The sequence below is a fragment of the Archangium sp. genome (assembly GCF_036277355.1).
Taxonomy (GTDB): Bacteria; Myxococcota; Myxococcia; order Myxococcales; family Myxococcaceae; genus Archangium.
In genome coordinates this window covers 107,750-128,524 of the sequence record NZ_DASUNC010000105.1, presented here as the reverse complement: position 1 = coordinate 128,524, position 20,775 = coordinate 107,750, and the positions used below count along the sequence as shown (strand labels likewise).

The 20,775-nt window shown below is 68.6% G+C and carries 20 protein-coding genes and 1 pseudogene; 13 read left to right on the top strand and 8 right to left on the bottom strand.

Features of this window, described 5'->3' with window-relative positions; all coding sequences use genetic code 11:
* Positions 1 to 7: 7 nt before the first annotated feature.
* On the top strand, positions 8 to 994 hold the full coding sequence (locus tag VFZ09_RS27860; protein WP_329730717.1) for a HEAT repeat domain-containing protein: 987 nt from the start codon (positions 8 to 10) through the stop codon (positions 992 to 994).
* A complete protein-coding gene (locus VFZ09_RS27855) occupies positions 991 to 1,929 on the top strand; it encodes an N-acetylmuramoyl-L-alanine amidase-like domain-containing protein (protein ID WP_329730716.1) in 939 nt (312 codons plus the stop codon). Before VFZ09_RS27860 ends, VFZ09_RS27855 begins: the two co-directional genes overlap by 4 nt.
* 560 nt (positions 1,930 to 2,489) lie before the next feature.
* On the opposite strand, the gene VFZ09_RS27850 is transcribed toward VFZ09_RS27855, so the two are convergent.
* Positions 2,490 to 2,978: a serine/threonine protein kinase gene (locus tag VFZ09_RS27850; protein ID WP_329730715.1), complete on the bottom strand. Its 489-nt coding sequence runs from the start codon at positions 2,976 to 2,978 to the stop codon at positions 2,490 to 2,492.
* A gap of 41 nt (positions 2,979 to 3,019) precedes the next feature.
* Positions 3,020 to 3,985: a DUF2381 family protein gene (locus tag VFZ09_RS27845; RefSeq protein ID WP_329730714.1), complete on the bottom strand. Its 966-nt coding sequence runs from the start codon at positions 3,983 to 3,985 to the stop codon at positions 3,020 to 3,022.
* 287 nt (positions 3,986 to 4,272) lie between these two features.
* Between VFZ09_RS27845 and VFZ09_RS27840 the strand changes: the two genes are divergently transcribed.
* Entirely contained in the window at positions 4,273 to 4,488 is a 216-nt protein-coding gene (locus VFZ09_RS27840; protein ID WP_414640751.1) for a hypothetical protein, read from the top strand.
* Between the two features lie 97 nt (positions 4,489 to 4,585).
* On the opposite strand, the gene VFZ09_RS27835 is transcribed toward VFZ09_RS27840, so the two are convergent.
* The 3 genes from VFZ09_RS27835 to VFZ09_RS27825 all read right to left on the bottom strand — a co-directional run bounded on the left by VFZ09_RS27835 (position 4,586) and on the right by VFZ09_RS27825 (position 5,915).
* Positions 4,586 to 4,825, bottom strand: coding sequence for an SH3 domain-containing protein (locus VFZ09_RS27835; RefSeq protein WP_329730713.1), 240 nt, complete (start codon positions 4,823 to 4,825; stop codon positions 4,586 to 4,588).
* 230 nt (positions 4,826 to 5,055) lie between these two features.
* Positions 5,056 to 5,499, bottom strand: coding sequence for a hypothetical protein (locus tag VFZ09_RS27830; protein ID WP_329730712.1), 444 nt, complete (start codon positions 5,497 to 5,499; stop codon positions 5,056 to 5,058).
* 59 nt (positions 5,500 to 5,558) lie between these two features.
* Positions 5,559 to 5,915 carry a response regulator gene (locus VFZ09_RS27825; protein ID WP_329730711.1) on the bottom strand — a complete coding sequence of 119 codons (357 nt, stop codon included), beginning with the start codon at positions 5,913 to 5,915 and terminating at the stop codon, positions 5,559 to 5,561.
* Positions 5,916 to 6,066: 151 nt separating this feature from the next.
* Between VFZ09_RS27825 and hpf the strand changes: the two genes are divergently transcribed.
* The 3 genes from hpf (at position 6,067) to VFZ09_RS27810 (ending at position 9,501) form a co-directional block, all read left to right on the top strand.
* Positions 6,067 to 6,411: a ribosome hibernation-promoting factor, HPF/YfiA family gene (gene hpf / locus VFZ09_RS27820; protein WP_047856419.1), complete on the top strand. Its 345-nt coding sequence runs from the start codon at positions 6,067 to 6,069 to the stop codon at positions 6,409 to 6,411.
* A gap of 130 nt (positions 6,412 to 6,541) precedes the next feature.
* On the top strand, positions 6,542 to 8,506 hold the full coding sequence (locus VFZ09_RS27815; protein WP_329730710.1) for an MXAN_5187 family protein: 1,965 nt from the start codon (positions 6,542 to 6,544) through the stop codon (positions 8,504 to 8,506).
* A gap of 107 nt (positions 8,507 to 8,613) precedes the next feature.
* Positions 8,614 to 9,501 (top strand): NAD(P)-dependent oxidoreductase, encoded by an 888-nt coding sequence (locus tag VFZ09_RS27810; RefSeq protein ID WP_329730709.1) that lies wholly within the window; start codon positions 8,614 to 8,616, stop codon positions 9,499 to 9,501.
* A gap of 10 nt (positions 9,502 to 9,511) precedes the next feature.
* Here VFZ09_RS27810 and VFZ09_RS27805 read toward each other — a convergent pair whose 3' ends face one another.
* Complete coding sequence (locus VFZ09_RS27805) at positions 9,512 to 10,330, bottom strand: slipin family protein (protein WP_329730708.1); 819 nt, start codon at positions 10,328 to 10,330, stop codon at positions 9,512 to 9,514.
* Between the two features lie 457 nt (positions 10,331 to 10,787).
* On the opposite strand from VFZ09_RS27805, the gene VFZ09_RS27800 reads away from it, so the two are divergent.
* The 5 genes from VFZ09_RS27800 to VFZ09_RS27780 all read left to right on the top strand — a co-directional run bounded on the left by VFZ09_RS27800 (position 10,788) and on the right by VFZ09_RS27780 (position 14,917).
* Entirely contained in the window at positions 10,788 to 11,330 is a 543-nt protein-coding gene (locus VFZ09_RS27800) for an RNA polymerase sigma factor (RefSeq protein WP_329730707.1), read from the top strand.
* A complete protein-coding gene (locus VFZ09_RS27795; RefSeq protein ID WP_329730706.1) occupies positions 11,317 to 11,862 on the top strand; it encodes a hypothetical protein in 546 nt (181 codons plus the stop codon). The genes VFZ09_RS27800 and VFZ09_RS27795 overlap by 14 nt, the downstream gene beginning before the upstream one ends.
* Before the next feature lie 64 nt (positions 11,863 to 11,926).
* On the top strand, positions 11,927 to 12,868 hold the full coding sequence (locus VFZ09_RS27790; RefSeq protein WP_329730705.1) for a hypothetical protein: 942 nt from the start codon (positions 11,927 to 11,929) through the stop codon (positions 12,866 to 12,868).
* A 47-nt stretch (positions 12,869 to 12,915) separates the two neighbouring features.
* Entirely contained in the window at positions 12,916 to 13,551 is a 636-nt protein-coding gene (locus tag VFZ09_RS27785; protein WP_329730704.1) for a hypothetical protein, read from the top strand.
* A 106-nt stretch (positions 13,552 to 13,657) separates the two neighbouring features.
* Entirely contained in the window at positions 13,658 to 14,917 is a 1,260-nt protein-coding gene (locus tag VFZ09_RS27780) for a DEAD/DEAH box helicase (RefSeq protein ID WP_329730703.1), read from the top strand.
* Between the two features lie 30 nt (positions 14,918 to 14,947).
* Here VFZ09_RS27780 and VFZ09_RS27775 read toward each other — a convergent pair whose 3' ends face one another.
* Complete coding sequence (locus VFZ09_RS27775; RefSeq protein WP_329730702.1) at positions 14,948 to 16,237, bottom strand: hypothetical protein; 1,290 nt, start codon at positions 16,235 to 16,237, stop codon at positions 14,948 to 14,950.
* A 2,065-nt stretch (positions 16,238 to 18,302) separates the two neighbouring features.
* Here VFZ09_RS27775 and VFZ09_RS51735 point away from each other — a divergent pair.
* A complete protein-coding gene (locus tag VFZ09_RS51735) occupies positions 18,303 to 19,109 on the top strand; it encodes a phosphoribosyltransferase family protein (RefSeq protein WP_414640750.1) in 807 nt (268 codons plus the stop codon).
* 316 nt (positions 19,110 to 19,425) lie between these two features.
* On the opposite strand, the gene VFZ09_RS27770 is transcribed toward VFZ09_RS51735, so the two are convergent.
* Positions 19,426 to 19,689: a hypothetical protein gene (locus VFZ09_RS27770; RefSeq protein ID WP_329730701.1), complete on the bottom strand. Its 264-nt coding sequence runs from the start codon at positions 19,687 to 19,689 to the stop codon at positions 19,426 to 19,428.
* A gap of 51 nt (positions 19,690 to 19,740) precedes the next feature.
* Between VFZ09_RS27770 and VFZ09_RS51730 the strand changes: the two are divergent.
* Positions 19,741 to 20,553 (top strand): annotated as a pseudogene (locus VFZ09_RS51730) (DEAD/DEAH box helicase); the annotation flags it as partial.
* Between the last annotated feature and the right edge of the window lie 222 nt (positions 20,554 to 20,775).

Genomic DNA, 20,775 nt, shown 5'->3' with positions numbered 1-20,775 from the left:
GCCGGCCGTGCGCACCCTGCCAGCCTGCCTGCTGCTCGTCCTCGCCTTCACCTCGTCGGCCGTCCTGGCCACCCCGCCCTCCGTGCAGAAGCGCCAGGAGCGCCGGGGGGAGACGCGCGCGCTCGTCAAGGACGTGCTCGACGGGAGGCTGCCCGTGCCCACCGCCATCTCCCGGCTGCGCATCCTGCGGGAGGAGGCCTTCGCGGCGGGGTTGATCATCGAGAACATCGACCAGGTGCTGGAGCCCCGGCGGCTGCGGGACGTGACGGCCGTGCTGGCCGGGTTGGAGACGCGCGCGGCCGAGCCCACCCTGGTGGACCTGGCCGGGCACGAGGACGGCCCGGTGCGCATGTACGCCGTCCAGGGCCTGGGCAAGGTGCGCAGCCGGCGCGTGGACGTGATGCTGCCGCTGCTGGAGGACAAGTCGCTCGGGGTGCGCCGGGAGGTGGCGCGCGCGCTCGGGGCCACCGGCAACCCCCAGGTGGGCAAGGCGCTGCTGGCCGCGGCGCGCGCGGAGGCGGATCCGCAGACGCGCGTGATGATGCTGGAGGCGGTGGGGGCCGCGGGTGACAAGAAGCAGGCGCCGGGCCTCGAGACCTTCCTCGACGACAGCTCGGAGAGCACCCGCTTCGCCGCCGCCCGGGGCCTGTGCCTGTTGGGGGACCCCGAGGGCTTCGCCTTCGCGCGCAAGCTGCTGGCCTCCGAGGACAAGCACGTGCGCCGCCAGGGCCTGGCCCTCTACGAGGGCGTGTCCGTGAAGCAGTCCTCGGCCGCGCTCCGGCCGCTGCTGGAGGACAAGGACCGCACGCTCGCGGCCGGCGCGGCCCGCGTGCTCTACCAGGGAGGGGACAAGACGATGATGTCCTGGCTGGTGCTGGCCTCGTGGAACGCGAAGGGCGAGGAGAAGCTCGCCTACGAGAAGGAGCTGGAGACGCTCCACCTGGCGGATGACGAGCGCAAGGCGCTGCTGCGCAAGGCGGGGGTCGTGAAGTGAAGGCCTTCGCCCTCGTCTCGGCGCTGCTGGCCCAGACGCCCGCCGCCGCCACCGCGCCGGCTCCGGCCGTGACCGGGAAACCCCTGGCGCGCAATACGCTCAAGGAGCCCGTGAAGGAGCCCCGGGTGGTGTGGGCCTCGCTCAGCCCCCAGGAGCGCGCCTCGTTCCTCACCGGGGACGCGGCCCTTCCGCTGAAGGAGCGGCTGCTGCGGGTGAGCGAGCGCTTCCTGGGCACGCCCTACGTCCACTCTCCGCTGGGCGAGGGGAGCGGGGTGGATCCGGATCCGACCTTCCGGCTGGACGCGGTGGACTGCCTCACCTTCGTGGAGCAGGCGCTGGCCATGAGCCTGGCCACCGCCGAGCCCGAGGTGGCCGGAGTGCTCGAGCGCCTGCGCTACGCGAGCACGCCCACCTACGAGGATCGCAACCACCTGATGGAGGCCCAGTGGCTGCCCAACAACCAGCGCAAGGGCTTCCTGGTGGACGTGACGCGGCGCTACGGCGGTGAGGACACCGTCAAGGTGCAGAAGACGCTCACCGCGGTGACGTGGACGTCCCGCTCCTCGCTGGCGCTGGGGCTGCCCAAGACGCGCCAGCCGCGCGGCACCTACAGCCTGGACATGATTCCCCTGGAGCGGGTGATGGCGCACGCGCGCCAGGTGCCCTCGGGCACCATCCTCGTGGTGCTGCGCGAGGATCTGCCGCTCAAGGCCACTCGGATGACGCACCTGGGCTTCGTGGTGCAGAAGGGCAAGCGCACCTGGCTGCGCCACGCCCGGCGCGGTGTGGACGGCAACGGCCGGGTGGTGGACGAGGACCTGGAGACCTTCCTCGCCCGCAACGCGAAGTACGACAAGTGGAAGGTCTCCGGCGTGAGCCTCTACGAGCCGCGCCGCCCCGACGCGGGCGGGGGCGAGCTCGTGAGCTCTCCGTGACGGCCCTGCCCCACCCTCACTCGTAGTCGACCATGAATGATGTGGGTGTAGATCTCACCCACCGCTCGTAGCCGACTACGAGTGGGTTGCCGCAATGGCGCTCATTGTGTCCATGGACAAGTGAGCGAGCCTATGTGCGTGCATGTCAGTTTGCACGTGTTCGTGCGTCCAAGTTTGAAGATTCGTATCCGGTGGCATCAACGACGTCCTTGGCTTCTGAAATGGCCATGAAAGTCATCACCCTGTATCTCAATAGCGTGATTTCCTGACTCACTTCGCCAGATGATGCTTCCACAGCAACGTTCTCATCGCTCAGTGGCGCCAAGCTGATAAATCCCAGCTACTACAATCATCAAGAGCTTTCGCGGTACCTCAGTTTCGACCATGGCCCAGGGGCACAGCCTTCGTTACTTATTGCCGAGGATAAGTGGTTGGTCTCATCCAATCGACTCTGCTTCGTCTTGGATGAAGGGCAAGCGCTGGAATCAAATACATCTCTCATGGTTGTCGTGGGTGGAGGCGCCCCACCAATGCCCCGAGAGCAAGGCACAGCAGGAGGGTTAGCGGAAGCCGTCTACGATGTAGATGCCCGCGATAGAGAATTCGAGTTCGGCGGTTCCTGGGGCAGGTCCTTGCTTTTTCTTCAATTGGCCATGACCCAGGCGGGCCACAGCACAGATCGGGATCGGCTCTGCGTCTGGTGGTCGCGCCTCGTAGTAGCGGATGACCACGTTCGGACCACCAGTCCAGATCTGTCCGTACATCCGGGTCCCGGCATCCAGGAATCCCATTTCGTCCCGTAGGTGGCTCTCGACAGGACCGTCGTTGACGATGATCGGGCTCTGGCTGCTTTGGTTCGCGTCGATTACCACCGTGGAGCTATCGCCTGGGCGGAGCCGCAGGATCCTCATCGCCTCCAGGGCCTTCTCCGGACACTTCTGCGGTCCCGGGCCGCCGTCCGGGCGCAGGGAGACGCCGGATGTTGTGCAGCCGAGGGCGAGGCAGCAGATTCCGAGGGCGGAAAGGAACGGTTTTTTCATGAGAAACATGGGAGGAGTCCTACCAGAGCGGGTTCATCAGCGCGCTGACGTCAACGCAGCAGATTGGCGGGAATCAGCTCGACGTAGGCCTGTCGCAGCCCTCCATCCCTGAAGAGCTCCAGAGCGAGTTTGTCGCCATCTCTGGCGGGATCGAATGTGGCCAGGTCGGTGACGATGGCGATGCGGCCGGTCTCACCTGGGGCGATGACGGGTGAGGTCTCGCGCAGCGCGAAGGGCTTCGATTGCTGGGTGGTGAGGGTCGAGAGCCGTGCCTCCTGCAAAGCCCAGGGTCTCGAGGGATCCTTGTTCGTCACCTTGAAGACGACACCGGCTTTCGTCTCGGCCACCTTCCTCCGGGTCTTCTTGGGAACGAAGATGAGGATCTCGACCTCGATTTCCTCCCTCCGCAGTACCCACTTCTCGCCTTCCGTGAACGGGGTCAGGTCGACCTTGTCGTTGGCCAGGAGCGCCGCGATGGCGTGATCCACCGAGATTCCTTCCTCACGCTGGCGGTGGTTCTCGGCACGAAGCGCCTCGTTCTCCTCGTGCTGCTCCTTCAATGCCGTGAGTACCGCCTCGGGTGCTTCCGGGTCCGGGAAGACGTTGACCTGCCCATCTACGTAACCCGCACGGGCCGTGACGGTGAAAGGCAGTGACGTGCCGTCCTTGAGAGTCACCAGCAGCATGAAGCGGTCGTCCGGGTCCAGATCCTGAAATGGAACGATGACTACGGACCTTCCGCCCACGAGCAGCGGCTCGAAGCGGCCTTCCCACCCGAGTAGCTTCGTCTGACCTGGCTCGCAGTCGGTCGTGAACCGAAGCGTGGACACCCTGCCGCCGGCAACGAAGACCTGGGGCACTTCATGCCTGGGGTCCTTCGACAGGTAGAGGGTTCTTGGCCTTGTTCGTTCCGAATCAAGGGCGAGATGCCCGTGGGCGGCCGCATTCGTAGCGGACACCACCAGAAGAGCAACCAGGACAACGTTCCGTAGCTGGCCGATGGCGGAGGTCATCATCGGCGACTGAACCTAGCTGGTCAGGCGTTGCGACGGCCAGCACTGTTACGCTCGTGTTCGAACGCGGCCCGCAGTCGCATGGCATGGCGAGTCTGCTGGCCCGATGGGTGGGCTGCAACCGCCGCTTTACTCGTAGTCGACCATGAGTGATGTGGGTGGAGGTGTGGATTGGTGAGGGTTATGTCTCCGTTCGTAGTGACTTCGATTGTTGTGGGCAGGTGTCGCACCTGCCGCTTGTAGTCGACTACGAGTGAGCCACTGCTGGACGGCCAGGAGTCAGGGGGTATTTGCGCGAGGATCTGCCGCTCAAGGCCACGCGGGTGACGCACCTGGGCTTCGTGGTGCAGAAGGGCAAGCGTACCTGGCTGCGCCACGCCCGGCGCGGTGTGGACGGCAACGTCGCCCGCAACGCGAAGTACGACAAGTGGAAGGTCTCCGGCGTGAGCCTCTACGAGCCGCGCCGCCCCGACGCGGGCGGGGGCGAGCTGGTGCGCTCTCCGTGATGCGTGGACGGGCCGCGGTGTGTCGGGGCAGGGCGGCGGAACCTGTGCGCGTCCTGCCCTTCACGGCCTTGCCCCCCTCGGGAGCCGGACGAGCCGGTCACGGGCCGACATGGTTACCGAGGTACTGCGAGGCGACGTAGCCGATGACCCCGCCGGCGGTTCTGATGCGCGTCCAGGAGCCGTAGTCTCCCGAGAGGATATCGACCCACTCGCCGCGATAGACGACGGTGAGAATCCGGTAGCTGGTGCCCGGGCCACTCCTGACGTTCAGCGCGCTCGCGAGGACCTGCGCCGCACCGATCTCCCCCAATCGGCTGACAGCCTTCTCCTGCAACATGGTGCTTCTCCTTTTTCAGTTCGATGGACCGGTCAATCCGGTCAATCAGACTGATAGGAGCGGCTTGTCATGTGACGAAAACTCATGAGGGAGGGGGGATGCTTCCGCCGGGTCCCCGGGCCCGGGTGTCGGGAAGCTGCCCGCCTGGCGGGCAGGAGAGGACCCGGAGCCCTGGAACGGAGACGGTGCTCCCCGCCAGGCTCCGGGGCCGTGCTGCTCGCGGCCGTCCCTCAGAGGGTGCCGGGCGGGGGCGCGGTGGCCTCCGTCTCGAGCTCCTCCTCCTCGGCGGCGCGGGCGGCCTCGTCGGAGGTGGAGTCCAGGCGGGCCTTCTCCTGCGCCAGCAGGGTGAGGGAGCGCTGCAGGTGCTCCTCGCCGACCATGATCTCCCACCAGGGCTCCAGGGCGCCGGTGGTGAGCACGTCCACGGCGCCTCCGCGGCGCGGCCGGACGAAGACGGGGATGCGCTCGGCCTCCAGCACGCGCACGTAGTCCTCGGCGGTGAGGGGATCATCCGCGGTGGTGGCCCGGACGAACTTGCGGGTGTCGCTCTCGCTGGACAGCGGGATGTGGCGCTGGCGCATCGCCTCGGCGTCCACCAGCTCACTGCCGGGACAGTCGGCGCACGTCTTCACGCCATCCTGGTATTCGGAACCGCACTGCATGCAGTACTTCATCGTGCCTCCCTCCAGGAACCACACCCTGGCAACCGGGCCCGAGGTTAGCACGCGCGGCCTCAATGCCTGGCTGCTTCCCCCAGGCTTCCCACGGCGGCTGACAAACGCTCGACATCAATGGGCTTGCGCATCACCACGTCACAGCAGCCGGCGTCCACATTGGTGTAACCGGACACCAGGATGACGCCCGCCTTGGGCTGGCGGTGTTTGACCTCCTGGGCGAGCTCGGTGCCACACATGCCGGGCAGCGACTCGTCCGTGACCACCACGTCGGGGTGATCGTTCTCGAAGGCCCGCAGCCCGGCGAGCCCGTCCGCCGCCGTGACGACGTCGAAGTCCATCTCCAGCAGCTCCGCGAGAAGCTCCCGGCTGTCGCCGTCATCCTCGACCAGCAACACCTTGATTCGCTCTCCCATGCGACTGGGCAACCCGGGAGCCCTCCTGAAACGTCCACGCCTCTTCAGCGCTCCGTCCCTCGCCGCGAGGGCGGCCAAGGGAGCGAGCACGTCCGCCGCTCACCGAATGTGGGCGGGCTGCCCATCTTGAGGGTCCAAGGGAGGTGACGCGATGAAGGTACTGATGCGAGGAGTCCACCTGTCACTGACGGACGAGCTGAGGGACTACGCCAACCGGCATCTGGTGGATCCCCTCGTCAAGTTCATTGACGACGAGGCGACCGAGATCGAGATCGCCATGGTGGACATCAATGGTCCCAAGGGAGGCGTGGACCAGGAGTGCCGGGTGACGGTGCGGATGCCGGGCTTCGCGGGCATGCACGTGACGGAGACGGCGGAGACCATGTTCCACGCCATCGACGCGGCGCGTGACACACTGGAGAAGATGATCACCCGGACGTTGGAGAAGCGCCGGGAGCAGAGCAGTCAGGGGCTCCCCCAGGACGTGCGCTTCTAGCGCGCGGACGGAGCCCGGATCCCTCGCCTGGTGTCCGGGCTCCCAGGCGGACCCTTCCCGGTTTCTTGCTGGCCCCGAGCGGTGGAAGCTATAAGCGGACACTTCACACCCCCCGGGCTAAAGGTCGGCGATGGTCCGCTTCAAGTTCTTCGTCTTCGCACTTCTGGTCCTCGGACTCGGGGTGGCGCATCTCCCGCTGGTCTCGGGAGCGCTGAGCGAGCGCGCCACCCAGGAGGCCGCGGCCCCCGCCACGGCGGCCATCGCCGAGCTCTCCCGCGCATTCGACGCGCGCCGGCTCGCCGTGCAGGGCCTGGCGCTGAAGCTCGCGGCCAGTCCGGACGTGGCCACCGCCGTGCAGCCGCAGGTGGTGCCGCTGCCCAAGGGCAAGGGCATCCGCGTCGTGGAGCCGCCCACGGGTGAGCGCTTCACCAACCTGCGCGCCGCCGCCAGGGAGCTGGTGCCCGCGCCGCTGGCGGGCTCGCTCGTGCTGGCGCTCTCCACCACCGAGGGCTCGCTGTACGTGCGCGCCGACGGGGAGCCCGTCTCGGACGACACGCTGGACGTGCAGGCGCTGCTGAAGGCGGGCAGCGAGGGCGTGGTGGTGGACGCGTTCGACGCGCCCCATGTCTTCTACTCCGTGCCGGTGCTGTGGAACGCCGAGGGCGGCCAGTCCCAGGTGGCCGCGACGCTGGTGGTGGGCGCGCCGCTGGTGGACGCCAAGGCGCTGGAGGGCGCGGCGCTGTCCTCCGGTGTCGCCGCGCTCGCGCTGGTGCGGGGCGACACGGTGCTGGGCACCGCGGGCGCGCAGAAGGAGCTGGCCGCCGAGGGCATCAAGGTGCTGCGCAAGGGCCAGCACGGCCACGTGGTGCGCAGTGGCAGCGTGCGTGGGTGGCTCTCCCAGGTGCCGCAGGTGAAGCTGCCCATGTTCACCCGCGCCGATGACGTCAAGGGGGGCGATGCTCCGCTCGCGGTGGGCTCGCGCCGGGCGCTCGAGGGTGGCCTCGAGGTCGTGGCCGTCTGCAGCGTGCTGCCCTTCATGACGGCGCTGGCGGACTACCAGCAGGTGGCCCTCTTCGCGCTCATGTGCCTGCTGGGCTTCTCGCTGGTGTGGCTGCTGGTGATGGGCTCGGGCCGCGCCGCCGCACCGGCCGACGCCGCCGCCAAGGAGAAGAAGGACAGCAAGAAGAAGAAGGGCAAGAAGGGCCAGGAGGAGGCCCCGGCTCCGGCGCCCGCCCAGGCCGCGGCGCCGCTCCCCGTGGCGGCCGTGCAGGAGCCGCCCGTTCCCGGCCCGGACGACTTCCCCTTCCCGGCCCGCGCCGCGCCGGCCGCCGCCGACAGCGATGCCTTCCCGTTCCCCGCGCCGCCGGCTCCGGCGGCTTCCGGGGGGGATGCGTTCCCGTTCCCCACGCCGCCTCCGGTGGCGGATCCGTACGGCTCGCCCACGGTGCCGGGCAAGGATCCGTTCGCCGCGTCGGGCGGTTCCGGCGATGCGTTCCCGTTCCCCACGGGGGACTCGGGCTCGGATGTGGCCACGGCGGCCGCTCGCCGGGGCGCGTTCGCCTTCGAGGACCAGCCGACGGCGGCCTACACGCTGCAGCAGGCGGCGGATCCGTTCGCCGCGGCCGCCGCGCAGGCGGGCAACGCGCCGCCGCTCTATGGCGAGGACTCGCCTCCCGAGACGACCCGCGTGGCCGCCATTCCGCAGGAGCTGCTGGCGCGCTCGGCGCGTCCCAACACGGCCGAGGTTCCCCTCCCGTCCCAGCGGCCGGGCCACCCCGGCATGGCCGCTCCGTCCTCGGCGCCCACGCCCGTCATGGGCACGCAGATGCCGGGCATGCCGCCCCCGCCTCCCACGGGCAGCGGCGCCATCGCCCTGGCCGAGGAGCAGCACTTCCAGGACGTCTTCCGCGAGTTCGTCGTGACGCGCGATCAGTGCGGTGAGCCCAACGACGGCCTCACGTACGACAAGTTCGTGGCCAAGCTGCGCAAGAACAAGGAGCAGCTCGTCCAGAAGTACGCGTGCAAGACGGTGCGCTTCCAGGTGTACGTGAAGGAGGGCAAGGCCGCCCTCAAGGCGACGCCCGTCAAGGACTGACGCTTCCGGCGCCACAGTGTTGTCTCCCGAGGGCTCCAGGTCTCCGCGACCTGGGGCCCTCTCGCATTTCCTGCTAGCTGTGGCGGCTCGCTTTCGAGGAGGTGCACATGAAGGTGGGCTTCGTCGGACTTGGCAACATGGGCCAGCCCATGGCGAGGAATCTGCGCGCCGCGGGGCATGAGCTCGTCGTCTACAACCGCACGCGCGAGAAGGCCGAGGCGCTGCGCCAGCAGGGGGCCCGCGTCGCGGACTCGCCAGCGGACGCGGCCCGTGGAGCGGAGGTCGTCTTCTCCATGCTCTCGGATGACGCCGCGGTGGAGGCCGCCGTGCTCGGAGGCTCGGGCCTGCTGGCCGGGCTGGAGAAGGGGGCGCTCCACGTGTCGTCGAGCACCCTCTCGGTGGCGCTCTCGGAGCGGCTGGCCGAGGCGCATGCGAAGGCCGGGCAGCGGTACGTGTCGGCGCCGGTGTTCGGCAGGCCCGAGGCGGCGGAGGCCAGGCAGCTCTGGGTGGTGGCCGCGGGCGCGAAGGCCGACGTGGAGCGGTGCCGGCCACTGCTGGAGGCCCTGGGCCGCGGGCTCTCGGTGCTCGGGGAGAAGGCCTCTTCGGCGAACGTGGTGAAGCTGTCGGGCAACTTCCTGATCGCCTCGATGATCGAAGCGCTCGGGGAGTCCTTCGCGCTGGCGCGCAAGTCGGGCGTCGAGCCCCAGGTGTTCCTGGAGCTGTTCCAGTCGGTGTTCGCGCGCTCGCCCATCTTCGAGCGCTACGCGGTGCTGATCGCCAACGAGCAGTACGAGCCCGCGGGCTTCAAGCTGAAGCTGGGGCTCAAGGACGTGCGGCTGGTGCTGGAGGCCGCCGGGGCCGCGGAGGTGCCCATGCCCCTGGCCAGCCTCCTGCGCGACCACTACCTGGGCGGCGTGGCCCAGGGCAGGGGAGACCTGGACTGGTCGGCCCTCGGGGCCCTGGCGGCGGAGCGGGCGGGACTCGGCAAGAAGTGAGGCCTGGCGCTCAGGTGGAGCCGGGCTCGTCCTCCTCGGAGGGCGGTACCGGTGCTCCACCCGGAGCCGGGTGCTTGCGCGCGCGGGGGGCGAGCTCCGCGCCCACGCCCAGGACGAAGGTGTTGCCGGGCGTGGTGCTCGCGCCACCGAGCGTCTGCAGCATGCGCAGGTCGAGCAGCGACGGGTGCTGCTCCACCAGCCGCGCCGCGTTGGCCAGGTTGCGCAGGGCCGCCGACTCGCCGCGTGCCTTCTCCAGCATGGCCTGCGCTTCCTTCTTCGCCTTGAGCGACTCGGAGAAGGCCCGGCGCAGCTCCGCGGGCAGCATCACGTCCTTCACCTCCACGGACTCCACCGAGAGGCCGAACGCGCGCACCTCGCCGGCCACGCGCTCGCGCATCCGCTGCCCCAGGTCCACGCGGCCCGCCACCAGCTCCTCCAGGGGATGGCGGCCTACCTCCTCGCGCAGCGCGAGCTGCACGGCCAGGTAGAGCGCCTCCGTGTAGTTCTGCACGCGGTGCAGGGCGGGCTCGGGCTCGGCCACCGCGAAGCGCACGGCGAGGCTCACCTTGAGGCCCACCTGCTCCTGGCTGAGCACCTCCTGGCCGGGCACCGTGAGGTAGCGCTGGCGCATGTCCACCTGCTGCGTGCCGTGGAGCTGGCGCAACACCCGATGGGCTCCGGGCCTCAGCACGCGCACGAAGCGGCCCTGGCGGTAGAGCAGGGCGGTGAAGCCCTCGGGGACGACCACCTTCAGCACGAGCAGCTTGTAGGCCACCGCGCCCAGCACGAGCACCACCACCAGCAGCGGAATGAATCGGAACGTGTCCACCGGCTCCTACCTCGTTCAGCGAAAGACGTCGGCCCCGGGAGCCCCGGCGGCGCGGCGGGGGCTCTTCGCCCGCATGGCCGTTCCGCACGGTGCGCCTCGAGGGCGCTGGCTCCCGGTGCCTCCGTTGGGGAGTCGAACCCCGGCCTTTCGGCCGCCAATAGGGGAGCCCCCGACCCCAGGACACCCCCGGACCGATGTCCGCGGATGCTGGAGAGGACTTCCCACCGCGCACGGACGTACGCGCCCCCGTAGCCTGACCGCGGTTATTTCCCCTCGCCCGAGGGGAGAGGGGATGTCTTCGCCCACTTCCCTCCATGAGAGAGCGCCGCCCCCGTCTCCTGAAGCGGCGCTCCTCATGACACCTCACGGCGGTGACGACCCCGGCGCCAGGGGTGTCACGCTTTTCCGGCGGCGGCCTATAAAGGGCACGACGGCTCGGACCGAGGGGGACGATGCAGTGGACGACGGTACGCGGGAACAGCTCCGGCGGTGGATGACGCGGCTCGCCGAGGGCGACCGCGAGGCCTTCACGCCGGCCTTCGCCTGCCTCCAGCCCCTGCTGGAGCGCTTCTGCGCGCGGCTGCTGCCGTGCCGCGAGGACGCCGAGGACGCGGCGCAGGCGGCGTTGCTGAAGGTGTTCGCCCGGGCCTCGGAGTACGACGTGTCGCGCGAGGCCCTGCCGTGGGTGCTGGGCATCGCCGCGTACGAGTGCCGCACCGTGCTCAAGGCGCGGGCGCGCCGGCGCGAGGCCCCCGAGACGGAGGGCACGGAGGTGGTGGACGGGGCCGCGGGGCCCGAGGCGCGGCTGCTCGCGGAGGACCTGCGGCACGCGTTGGCGGAGGTGATGGGCGGATTGAGGCCGGAGGATGTGGAGACCCTGGAGGCGGCCATGGGAGAGCGGGAGCGGCCCGCGATTCCTGGCGCCACGTTCCGCAAACGGCTCGAGCGTTCGCTCGGGCGGCTGCGCGAGGCATGGAGGATGCGTCATGGTGTCGAGTGAACTGGAGCGCCTCCAGCGGCGCGCGCGTTGGTCCTATGAGTGGGGACGCTTCCGGGCCGCGATGCCCGGGGCCTTGCATGCGCTGGGCCTGTTGGTGATGGCGGCCGTGCTCCAGCACCGGGTGCGGCCCGCCCTGCTCGTCCTGGGTGGACTGCTGGTGCTGCTGTGCCTCGGGTTGGGCTGGTGGGGGCGGAAGTGGGACCGCGCGGTGACTCCCGGGCTGCTCGCCGGACTGTTTCCCTTGCTGCTCCCCTTCGTGGTCAGTGGGGCGGGGCATGTCTGCTACACCGGCGGCTGCCGGGCCTTCTGTCTGATGACTTGCGTGGGCGGAGGGCTGGCCGCCGGAGCCGTCCTCGCGTTCACGGCGCTCCGGCGCTCCGAGGGACATGAGCGCTTCCTCCTGGCCTCGGGCCTGGTGGCCACACTGTGCGGTTCCCTGGGCAGTGTCCTCTACGGCCTGAGCGGAGTGCTCGGGCTGGTGGCGGGCCTGGCCCTCATCTCCACGCCCGTGCTCGTCCTGCGCCGGGCCTGACACTCCCTTCCACCCTGGCCGTTACTGCCCGCCCGGACTCGCTTCCGGGCGGAAAGGAATCTCCATGTCCTCACTCCTGTCCCTTCCCCTCGCGCTGCTGCTCCACGCCGCTCCCACGCCCACCCCCGAGCCCGTGCTCTTCGCCCCGGGCGTGGTGTCCACCGCCCACGAGGAGTTCGGCATCACGTTCTCGCCGGATGGGCGCACGGTGGTGTTCAACCGGGCGGATCCCACGCGCTTCAAGTTCCAGCTGCTGATGGTCTCGCACTGGCGGGACGGCCGCTGGACGGCGCCCGAGGTGCTGCCCTTCTCGGGCCGCTACCGGGACATCGACCCGGCCTTCACGCCGGACGGCAGGCGGCTCTTCTTCGCCTCGGTGCGGCCCCAGTCCTCGGGCGAGGCGGTGCACGCGGACTTCGACATCTGGTTCGTCGAGCGCACGGACAAGGGCTGGGGGACGCCGCGGCTGGCCGAGGGCCTCAACACCCCGGAGTCCGAGACGAACACCTCGGTGACGCGCGAGGGCGCCGTCTACGTGACCCGCAGCCCCAAGGACGGCAAGCGGCGCATCTACCGGCATGCGCCCCAGGGAGAAGGGTGGGGCCCGGGCGAGCCGCTGCCGGACGTCATCAACTCGGGCCACGGGGACGGCAACCACTTCGTGGACGCGGACGAGCGCTACCTCGTCTTCTCCTCGCAACGGCCGGGAGGGCTGACGCCGGATGCCTACGACCTGTACGTCAGTGAGCGGAAGGACGGGCAGTGGGGCGTGCCGCGCAACCTCGGACCGGCCATCAACCGGCTCGACGGGGGGCTCACCCCGACGGTGGTGCCCGCGCGGGGGACGCTCCTCTACGCCCAGCGGCGGCCCTTCCTCTCCGAGACGCCCGAGCGCCCGCTGACCACGAAGGAGTTCGCCACGAAGCTGGAGTCGCCGGGCAACGGAAATGGCGACTTCTACGAAGTCCAGCTCGCGGCCGTGGGGCTGCCCACGCCGGGCAGGTAGCGCGTGTGCTAAGGCCCGCCTGAACGACACCGGGCGGGAGGCTCCCCTTGTCCAGATGCGTGGCCGTGCGGTGCATGTTGGTGCTGCTCTTCCTGCTCCCCACGGTGGCCCGGGCGGGGCAGGGGTCGAGGTTGCGGCTCGTGCAGCCTCCGATCGTGGAGACCCCGCCGAGGTTCCTCCCGGACCCCGTGCCCGTGGCGCCACCCGTGCACCCCTTGTGGCAACGGTTGCTCGTCGAGGGAGGCGCGGGCGTGGGCACGGGCCTCGCGGGAGCGCTCGTGGGCCTGGGGACGTACATGCTCGGGAGCGGGGTCCGGCTCATCCAGCCCGAGGAGGGCCCGACGGTGCTTCCCTTCCTGCTCACCGGAGCGGCCCTCGGCTTTCCGCTGGGCGTCTGGTGGGGCGGCGAGCTGATGGCGGGAGACGGGGGCCTGCTCGCCACGTTCGGGGGAGCCGCCGTGGGAGGGCTCGGGACGGTGGGGCTGTGGGCGTTGTCCGAGCGCTCGGGCCAGCCGCTCTCCGGCGTGTTGAAGGGCGTGGCCATCCCCCTGCCGGTGGTGGGCGCCTTCCTGGGGTACGAGCTCTCCTCCGGCCTCCGGAAGAAGGCGGTGGGGCTCCAGCTGCGGCCGGCCGTCGTCCTCTCCGCCCACCACCAGGCGCTGGTGCTGGCCGGTTGCTTCTGAGGGCTCGTGGGCTGGGGAGGCGTCCGGCCCCCGACAGCGCCACGGACAGGACGAACGGAGCACGAGCCGGGTGGCCCCGAAGGGGGCGGCGTGGTACCCCCAGAGCGTGAGCGACACTTTCGACCAGCTGGGCCTGTCCCCCGAGTCCCTCGACGCCATCCGCCGCGCGAGGTTCGAGCGGCCCACGCCCATCCAGGCGCAAGCCATTCCTCCGGCGCTCGCGGGCCGGGACGTCATCGGCTGCGCCGCCACGGGCACGGGGAAGACGGCCGCGTACGTGCTGCCGTTGGTGGAGCGCTTCGCCGGCCGCAAGGGCACGCTGGGTCTGGTGCTGGCGCCCACCCGCGAGCTGGTGCAGCAGATCGCCGGGCCGGTGGAGTTCTTCGGGGGCCCGCGTGGCGTCACGCACGCGGTGGTCATCGGCGGCGAGGACATGGCGGCGCAGGCCGAGGCCCTGAAGCGCCGGCCCACGCTGGTGCTGGCCACGCCGGGGCGGCTGGTGGACCTGTTGGGGGCGCGTATCGCGGCGTTTCCGCAGCTGGAGGCCCTGGTGCTGGACGAGGCGGACCGGATGCTGGACATGGGCTTCCAGCCGCAGCTCGAGACCATTCTCGCGGCGCTGCCGAGGCGCCGGCAGACGCTGCTGTTCTCCGCGACGCTGGGGCCGGACGTGAGCCACTTCGCGCGCGAGGAGCTGCACCGGCCGGTGCGGGTGGAGGTGACGCGCAGCGGGACGCCGGCCGAGCGCGCCGAGCAGCGGCTGTACGTGGTGAAGCCCGAGGAGAAGTCCGCGCTGCTGCTGACGCTGCTGGCGAGGGACGAGGCCACGGCGCTCATCTTCGCGGCGTCGAAGGAGCGGGCGGACAAGGTGCACAAGGCGCTGGAGCGGGCGGGGTACAGCTGTGGGGTGCTGCACGCGGACCGGACGCAGAGCCAGCGCAACCAGACGATGAAGGCCTTCCGGGAGGGGACGTACCGGTGTCTGGTGGCCACGGACATCGCGGCGCGCGGGCTGGACGTGGAGGACGTGGGGCACGTCATCAACTACGACCTGCCGCACGCACCGGAGGACTACGTGCACCGCATCGGCCGCACGGCGCGGGCCTCGGCGAGCGGCGTGGCCTCGACGTTCGTCACGGCGAAGGACCGGCTGATGACCGAGCGCATCGAGCAGATCATGCGGGCCGGGATTCCCCGCGCGACGGTGCCACGCGAGGACCCGGTCTTCCAGGCGGAGTGGGAGCGCCACCAGGCCGCGCAGAGAGACCCGGGCCCGCCGCAGAAGGACCACGGGATGTCCAAGCGGGACACGGGACAGGCTCCGGGCCGTCACGCGCGGTCGCACGGGCGCGCGCCTCGGAAGTGAGGCGGGAGGCGCGAGCCCGGTGCTTCAGGGCTACTGGAGCTCGACGTAGGTGAGGAGCCGGGTCGTCCGGGTCTCCACGTACGGGTCGCTGGACAGGCTTCCGGTGAAGAAGCTCGCGTAGCCGCTCGCGTTGGCCTGCCAGCTGGTGGCGGCCCACACGCGGTAGGAGCCCGCGGGGAAGGTGGTGACGGGGGCACTGTCCGCGGGGGCCACCACGGTCCAATCCAGGGGACCCGGCCCGATCGTCGCGGCGAGCTCCACCTCCGTCAGGTGCGCGGAGGCATCGGGACTCCAGCGCAGGACGAGGCCGGCGCGCGAGGCGCTGGGCGGGTCCTCCAGGGTTCCCACGGCGGGAGATGTGATGCTCGGCGGGTTCAGGAACGTGACCTGCGCGGACGAGCCGGTGCTCACGGGCATGTTCGTCTCGACCTGACCCCCCGGGAGCTTCGCCGCCTCACCCGAGGAGACGCGGAGCATCGGGGTGACGGTGTCGAAGGGTGCCGTCCGGGCAATCATCGGGACGGAGAGGGGCTGCGTCCCGGAGGCGCTCGTGCCGAAGAGGAGCCGGCCGCCCAGGATGTACCGGAGCGAGGCGTTCAGGGTGGTGTCGGGGATCTCGCCGCTCGCGACCGTCACACCGAACGACTGGTCCACGGGGTGGTCGAGTGCGACGTCCCGCCCGCTGACGGTGGTGCCGGCGCTCACGGCGATGTCGCGCGCGAGGCCGACCCGGACGACCGTTCCCTCGGTGCCGGTGGTCTCCTGGGCGAAGAGGTCCACCTTGCCGGGAGCGTCACCGCGGATGTCGATGCTGAAGGAGCCGTCCTCGGACAGGGTCGTGGTGCCGTAGAGGCCATTGCCGGCCACGGTGACGGAGAGGTTGCTGGGATTGGACGCGCCCGTCACCTTGCCGGTGATCGTGCCCTGCTTCGTGAAGGGGATGGCGCCCAGGAGATAGAGCGAGCTCGGCAGCCAGACCTCGGGTCCGTTGAGCGCGAGGTAGGTCTTCGCCTCCACCGTTCCGGTGGAGCGCACCATCACCAGCGTCACGTCTTGCGGCCCCGTGATGGCCGGGTCCCGGAAGTGCACCACGCCGCTGCTATCGAGGCGCGCGCGGTACTTGCTGCCATCGCCGAGCAGCACGTCGACGTTCCTGTACAGCTGAAAGGTGGAGGTGACTTCGCTCGGAGCGTGGACGGTGAAGGTGGGACCGGTGGGGTTCTGCCCTGAGCCGCCATCAGGATCCGGGTCGACGGTGGGGGAAGACGGACAACCAACGAGGAGCAGCGCGAGGAGAGGAATCAGTCGGGTCTGGGTCATCGCGCGGCACCACACGGCCGGGCACCGAGCCTCCTGACGGAGGGCCGATGAGAAATGTGAATGGGCCTCTTGCGCATCACTCGGGAGATGCGTGCTTCCTGCTACTCGATGCTGTGCTCGTGCTGAGCTGTTACCGAGCACGCTGGATGAGGGAAAAGCGGGCCAGAATGAGAGCGCTGGGTGATGGGCAAGCCTTCAGCGGGCAGGGGTAGCCCATCACCGAGACTGGAAAGGCGAGGCACGTTGGCTGATGGGATGGCCACGAGCCCGTGGGTTGGGCGAGCCGCTCCCATCCTGGCCGGTCCGTGTCAACGACCAGGAGCAGGAGTAGAGCGGTTGCCCGAGGAGAGCGGAGCTGCATGGCGGATGAGCAGGGGGGAGACCCGCGGTGGACAGAGCCACCCGTCCCTGGGTTCCGCGACAAGACGAACATGGAGCAGAAGCCAGCAGGCGGGGGGAGCCCGCCCATGAGCGGGCGGATCGAGGTGTCGCTGCCCAGCGCCGATGCGGCCCGTCCACGCACGTGTCCGATGTGCGGCCAGCCAGCCTACGAGGGAGGAGAGGTGTGGATACACGGGCATGGAGTGGTGCAGCGGCAGCAGAGAGGGCCCGTGTCCCCAGGAGGGGTGGGAGTGAAGCGGGAGGTGGCGTGCCGCCGCTACCGCTGCAAGGCGTGTACGGCCGTACTGACGGTGCTTCCGGAGGCCGCGCTGGCCCGCAAGCACTTCTCGGGAGCGGCGATGGCGCTGGCGTTGGCGCTCTGGGGCTTGTGTGGCTGGAGCGCGGCCCCAGGTACGAGCCCTGGTGGGGGGCCGGATGCAGACAGGCGGCCCGTCGCGAGGATGGCGGACGCTGGCGCGCTGGGTCCGGCAGGTAGCGGACGGGACGCTCTGGGCGTCGCTGGATTCGCGGGCCCAGGGTGAACCCAGGCAGGTGGCGGCACGTGTCGCACAGGCCTTGTGCGGCCTGGCACCGCCCTGGGTACGGGCCGCCGGGTTGCCCCACCAGGCGTTCGCCGGGGCCAGCCATGTGAACTGATGGGCATCAGCGCTCCGGCGCAGGCTCCGAACCGCCCACCGGGTTGGGGGGAGCCGGACTGCATACGCTGCCCGAATCCGGCCTGCCTCCGCACGCCCACGCCCCTGGCTGCGCGTCGGACAGCAAGGCTGGACGGGACGGGTGTGCCCTGCCGCTGGGGGTGCTACCGCGCGCATCCGGGACAGCTTCCACTTCGATGGATTGGACAGGCTGCGCGAGCGCAGCCCGGCTCCTTTCGCCGCGGCTCCATCATCCCCCACGGCGGGGAGTCGGCCGCCTGTGGCGCGAGAGTAGACACGCTCCCCCTCGCGTCACCAACGTTGACCCCCTGGGCTCGGCGCGCGGCGCCCTGCCTCGTGTGCCCCGCTCCTGCGGCGCCGTCCAGGGCAGGCTCGCTTTCACGAGTCGCTACGCGCCCCTGGACAGCGTCCTCACCGAGTGGTGGGCCGACCGCGTGAGGCCGGAGGCCTCACCACTGGCGGAGTCGGGTCGGAGCTACTGCCGCCGAGTGCATCAATGTTCCTGCCACCTGACACCGCCCCCCCTGTAATCCACGAGTCCCCCCTCCCCGGACCCCTCCCCATCACCCACGGTGGTACACCACCATCGGCGTGATGCCCATCAACCAGCTCGCTCACGCGCCCATCAACCAGCTTGCGCGGTAACACTGAGCGACCTGCGGAGTCCCAGGTGTCTCCAGAGATGAGGTGGTTCCACCCCATGCCTGGAGTCCTTCACTGTCTGCCGCGTAGGACCCTCCACTGCGGGCATGGAGACAGGACGTGCCTGGTTGGTGCTCTCTCTGGGAGCAGAGCGTGAATACGCAGGGAACGTGGGGTATGCCGATGAGCTAGAGACGGTCTACCGCTCCGACAGCTTCGTTCCGAATCATCGGCAGATGAGCCCGCCCCAGAAAGATACGGTGTCTCCAAGCGGGCCTTGCGCGTAAATAGCAGGTATGCTTACGAGCCATGAGGTTCCAGCCCACTCGAATTCGACCCTGTAAGAATGTGGAGCGTTTGGTCCTGTGAGTGTGAGTCCACTTTCCCGCGTGCTATGTGCCGAGTGCTTCGCAGCGCTTAGCGCTCTGGATGACGCCTCGTTGGCTCGCGCAGTGGCTACACCAGTAACATTGCCAGCGGCCTTTATTGGTACGCATACCGTCTGCCACTCGTGTCAGTCCGTACGACGTGTCGGCGATGCGCATGAGGCGTACTGTGCACTGCACGCCACCGGTCTAGTGCTGTCCGTGGTTGGCTGGGCATCAGGCACTTCGGAGGCGCTACGGGACGACCTCCGGCGTGTGCGATCGCGCACAAATGTGTTGGTGAGCCGCCTACTCGCCATTGCTGCCAGAGATGCTCTCCGGATGAGCAGAGGAGGCATCTATAATGCAGTTGATACGGTTGTTGCCCACATTCCCATGAGTGGCGCTACGGGGGCTGATGTCTTTGCTAGTGTTGCTGCGAACGTTGCGGTTCAGCTTGGCCTTCCATTTATCGAAGGTCTACTCGCCCGGGACAAACGCCGATCGACGCGAGGGAGCGTTGCTGAAGCGCGAGCGAGAATTGCCTCGAACGAATATCGAGTCGTGCCAGAGCCGGGTACACGTGTAGTTGGTCGACGGATCGTTCTGCTCGATGACACTGTGACGACTGGACATACGATGGCAGGTGTTGCGCATATGCTGCGCGAGTCAGGTGCATTAGAGGTATTGCCGGTTGTGTTGGATCGTGTTGTATCGGCGCGGTTGCTCCAACGCGTGACGCAGCGAGCAGCCGATAGATGTCCCCACGTACCCGCCGCGTTGCGCTCCGGCGGCAGACCATTCTGAGTCAATGCTCTACCAACTCTCTGATGCTCGTGCAGTGCTTGATACATGGGTGCGTGCTCTTCTTGAGCGCATCACGCCGATTGGTCCTGATGCCCGCACTCTTGATGAGATTACCGCGGCAGAAGTACTCGATCTCGCCTACCAGCAAGGCGCGCCGATAGATGCGTGTCTTGCTGCGCACGCTCTTGTTCCTCAGTATGTCGAGCAATCCGAGCGAGTAGGTGGCCCCTCTGCAATGAGCGTCACTTTCCCGCTCGATGTTGATGACACTGGAGGACTGCTTGGCGTGCGAGTTGTGGCGCGTTGGGGTCAGGGGTCAGAGCTGAAGATCGGTGAACGAGGTCGAGAGAAGGTCGTAAACCCAAACCGCTCGATACCCCAAGAATTTAAGCGTTTCCGCATTGGGGGTACGGACCATGAACTCGGTGAGCCAGACGGTGACCGCCTGCGTGCCGTCGCGGGCCCGCTCCGCGAAGTGTTTCACGATGTGGTCGTCGGCTTTGATCGACAAACTGGAGAGGTCGAGCGGCGACTCAATAGCCCTGCCCTTGACTTGGTTTACGGGACCGTGGATGAACACGGGACCATTCTGGCAAGCCGGGGCGAAGGTGATTCATTCATCGGGCGGCCCATGGTGCGCGACACTCGGAGAGCACAGCCACTCTATCTCTGGGCTGAGACGCGGGAGGCGGCAGTTCAGCTTCGCGTCTCATGGGTGCGTCAACGCGCAAACCGGGTACTCGTGACTGTGAGCCTTCGCAATGTTACCCCTGAGCGAGAGGATGACCGCGCAAGCGCCCCGATGTTGGGAGCGCTCCTCATGCCGCACTTGCTCGTAACCACGCTGGGTGGCATGCCAGACTTCCCGCCACAACAATATGCGGAAGCTAAGGCGGGATTGATTTCGCTAGCCGACGAGGATGCTCGACGGCTGGAGTCTACCCGGCGGCTCTACGCTGTACGCCAGTCGGGGTGTATTGCTACCCGATCACCTGCCGAGCCCAACACCGTTGTTCTTACGACGTTCGGCGTATTTGATACGCCCCGTGAAATGCCTGCCCCAGGACCAGAACTGGCGGCGTTGACCACTTCGCCTGCGTCTTTACTTGCAGAGATAAACATACCAACCGAAGAGGTTCGTGCGCTTGTCACGAATCGCTGGACTGTCATTCAAGCCGTGTTGAGGGCTGCTGGTTCGGCGTTCGGCTTCACTCGACTACACCGGTTCCAATGGGACGCCATCCAGGCAAATCTCAAGTTTGTTGCTAGCGGGGCGCACCGTCCTGTCACGGTTGTTCGCGCACCAACTAGTGCAGGGAAGACGGTCGTTTTCCTCGTGAACGCCGCGGTCTCAGCGCTTTGCCCTCAAGAGCCGGGAAGCGCCGTTCTTGTTTTCCCGACACGCCTTTTGAACGAGGACATGTTCCGGCGACTCACCGCATTTGTGTACGCCCTCCGCACTCACGAGTCTACAGCGACCGCGACAGGGGGGCTTCTCATGGGGACAAGTGACCCGCTTTATCGTGTGTTGCTCGCACCAGATGAAGGCGAACCAATGCATCACTTCGGGCGGTGCCCCGCATGTAATAACCATGCGCCGCTAACAGCAGTGATTGGCACTGGCGCAAGTGTAGGACGCATTTTGCCAGCATGTTCTGCATGTGGA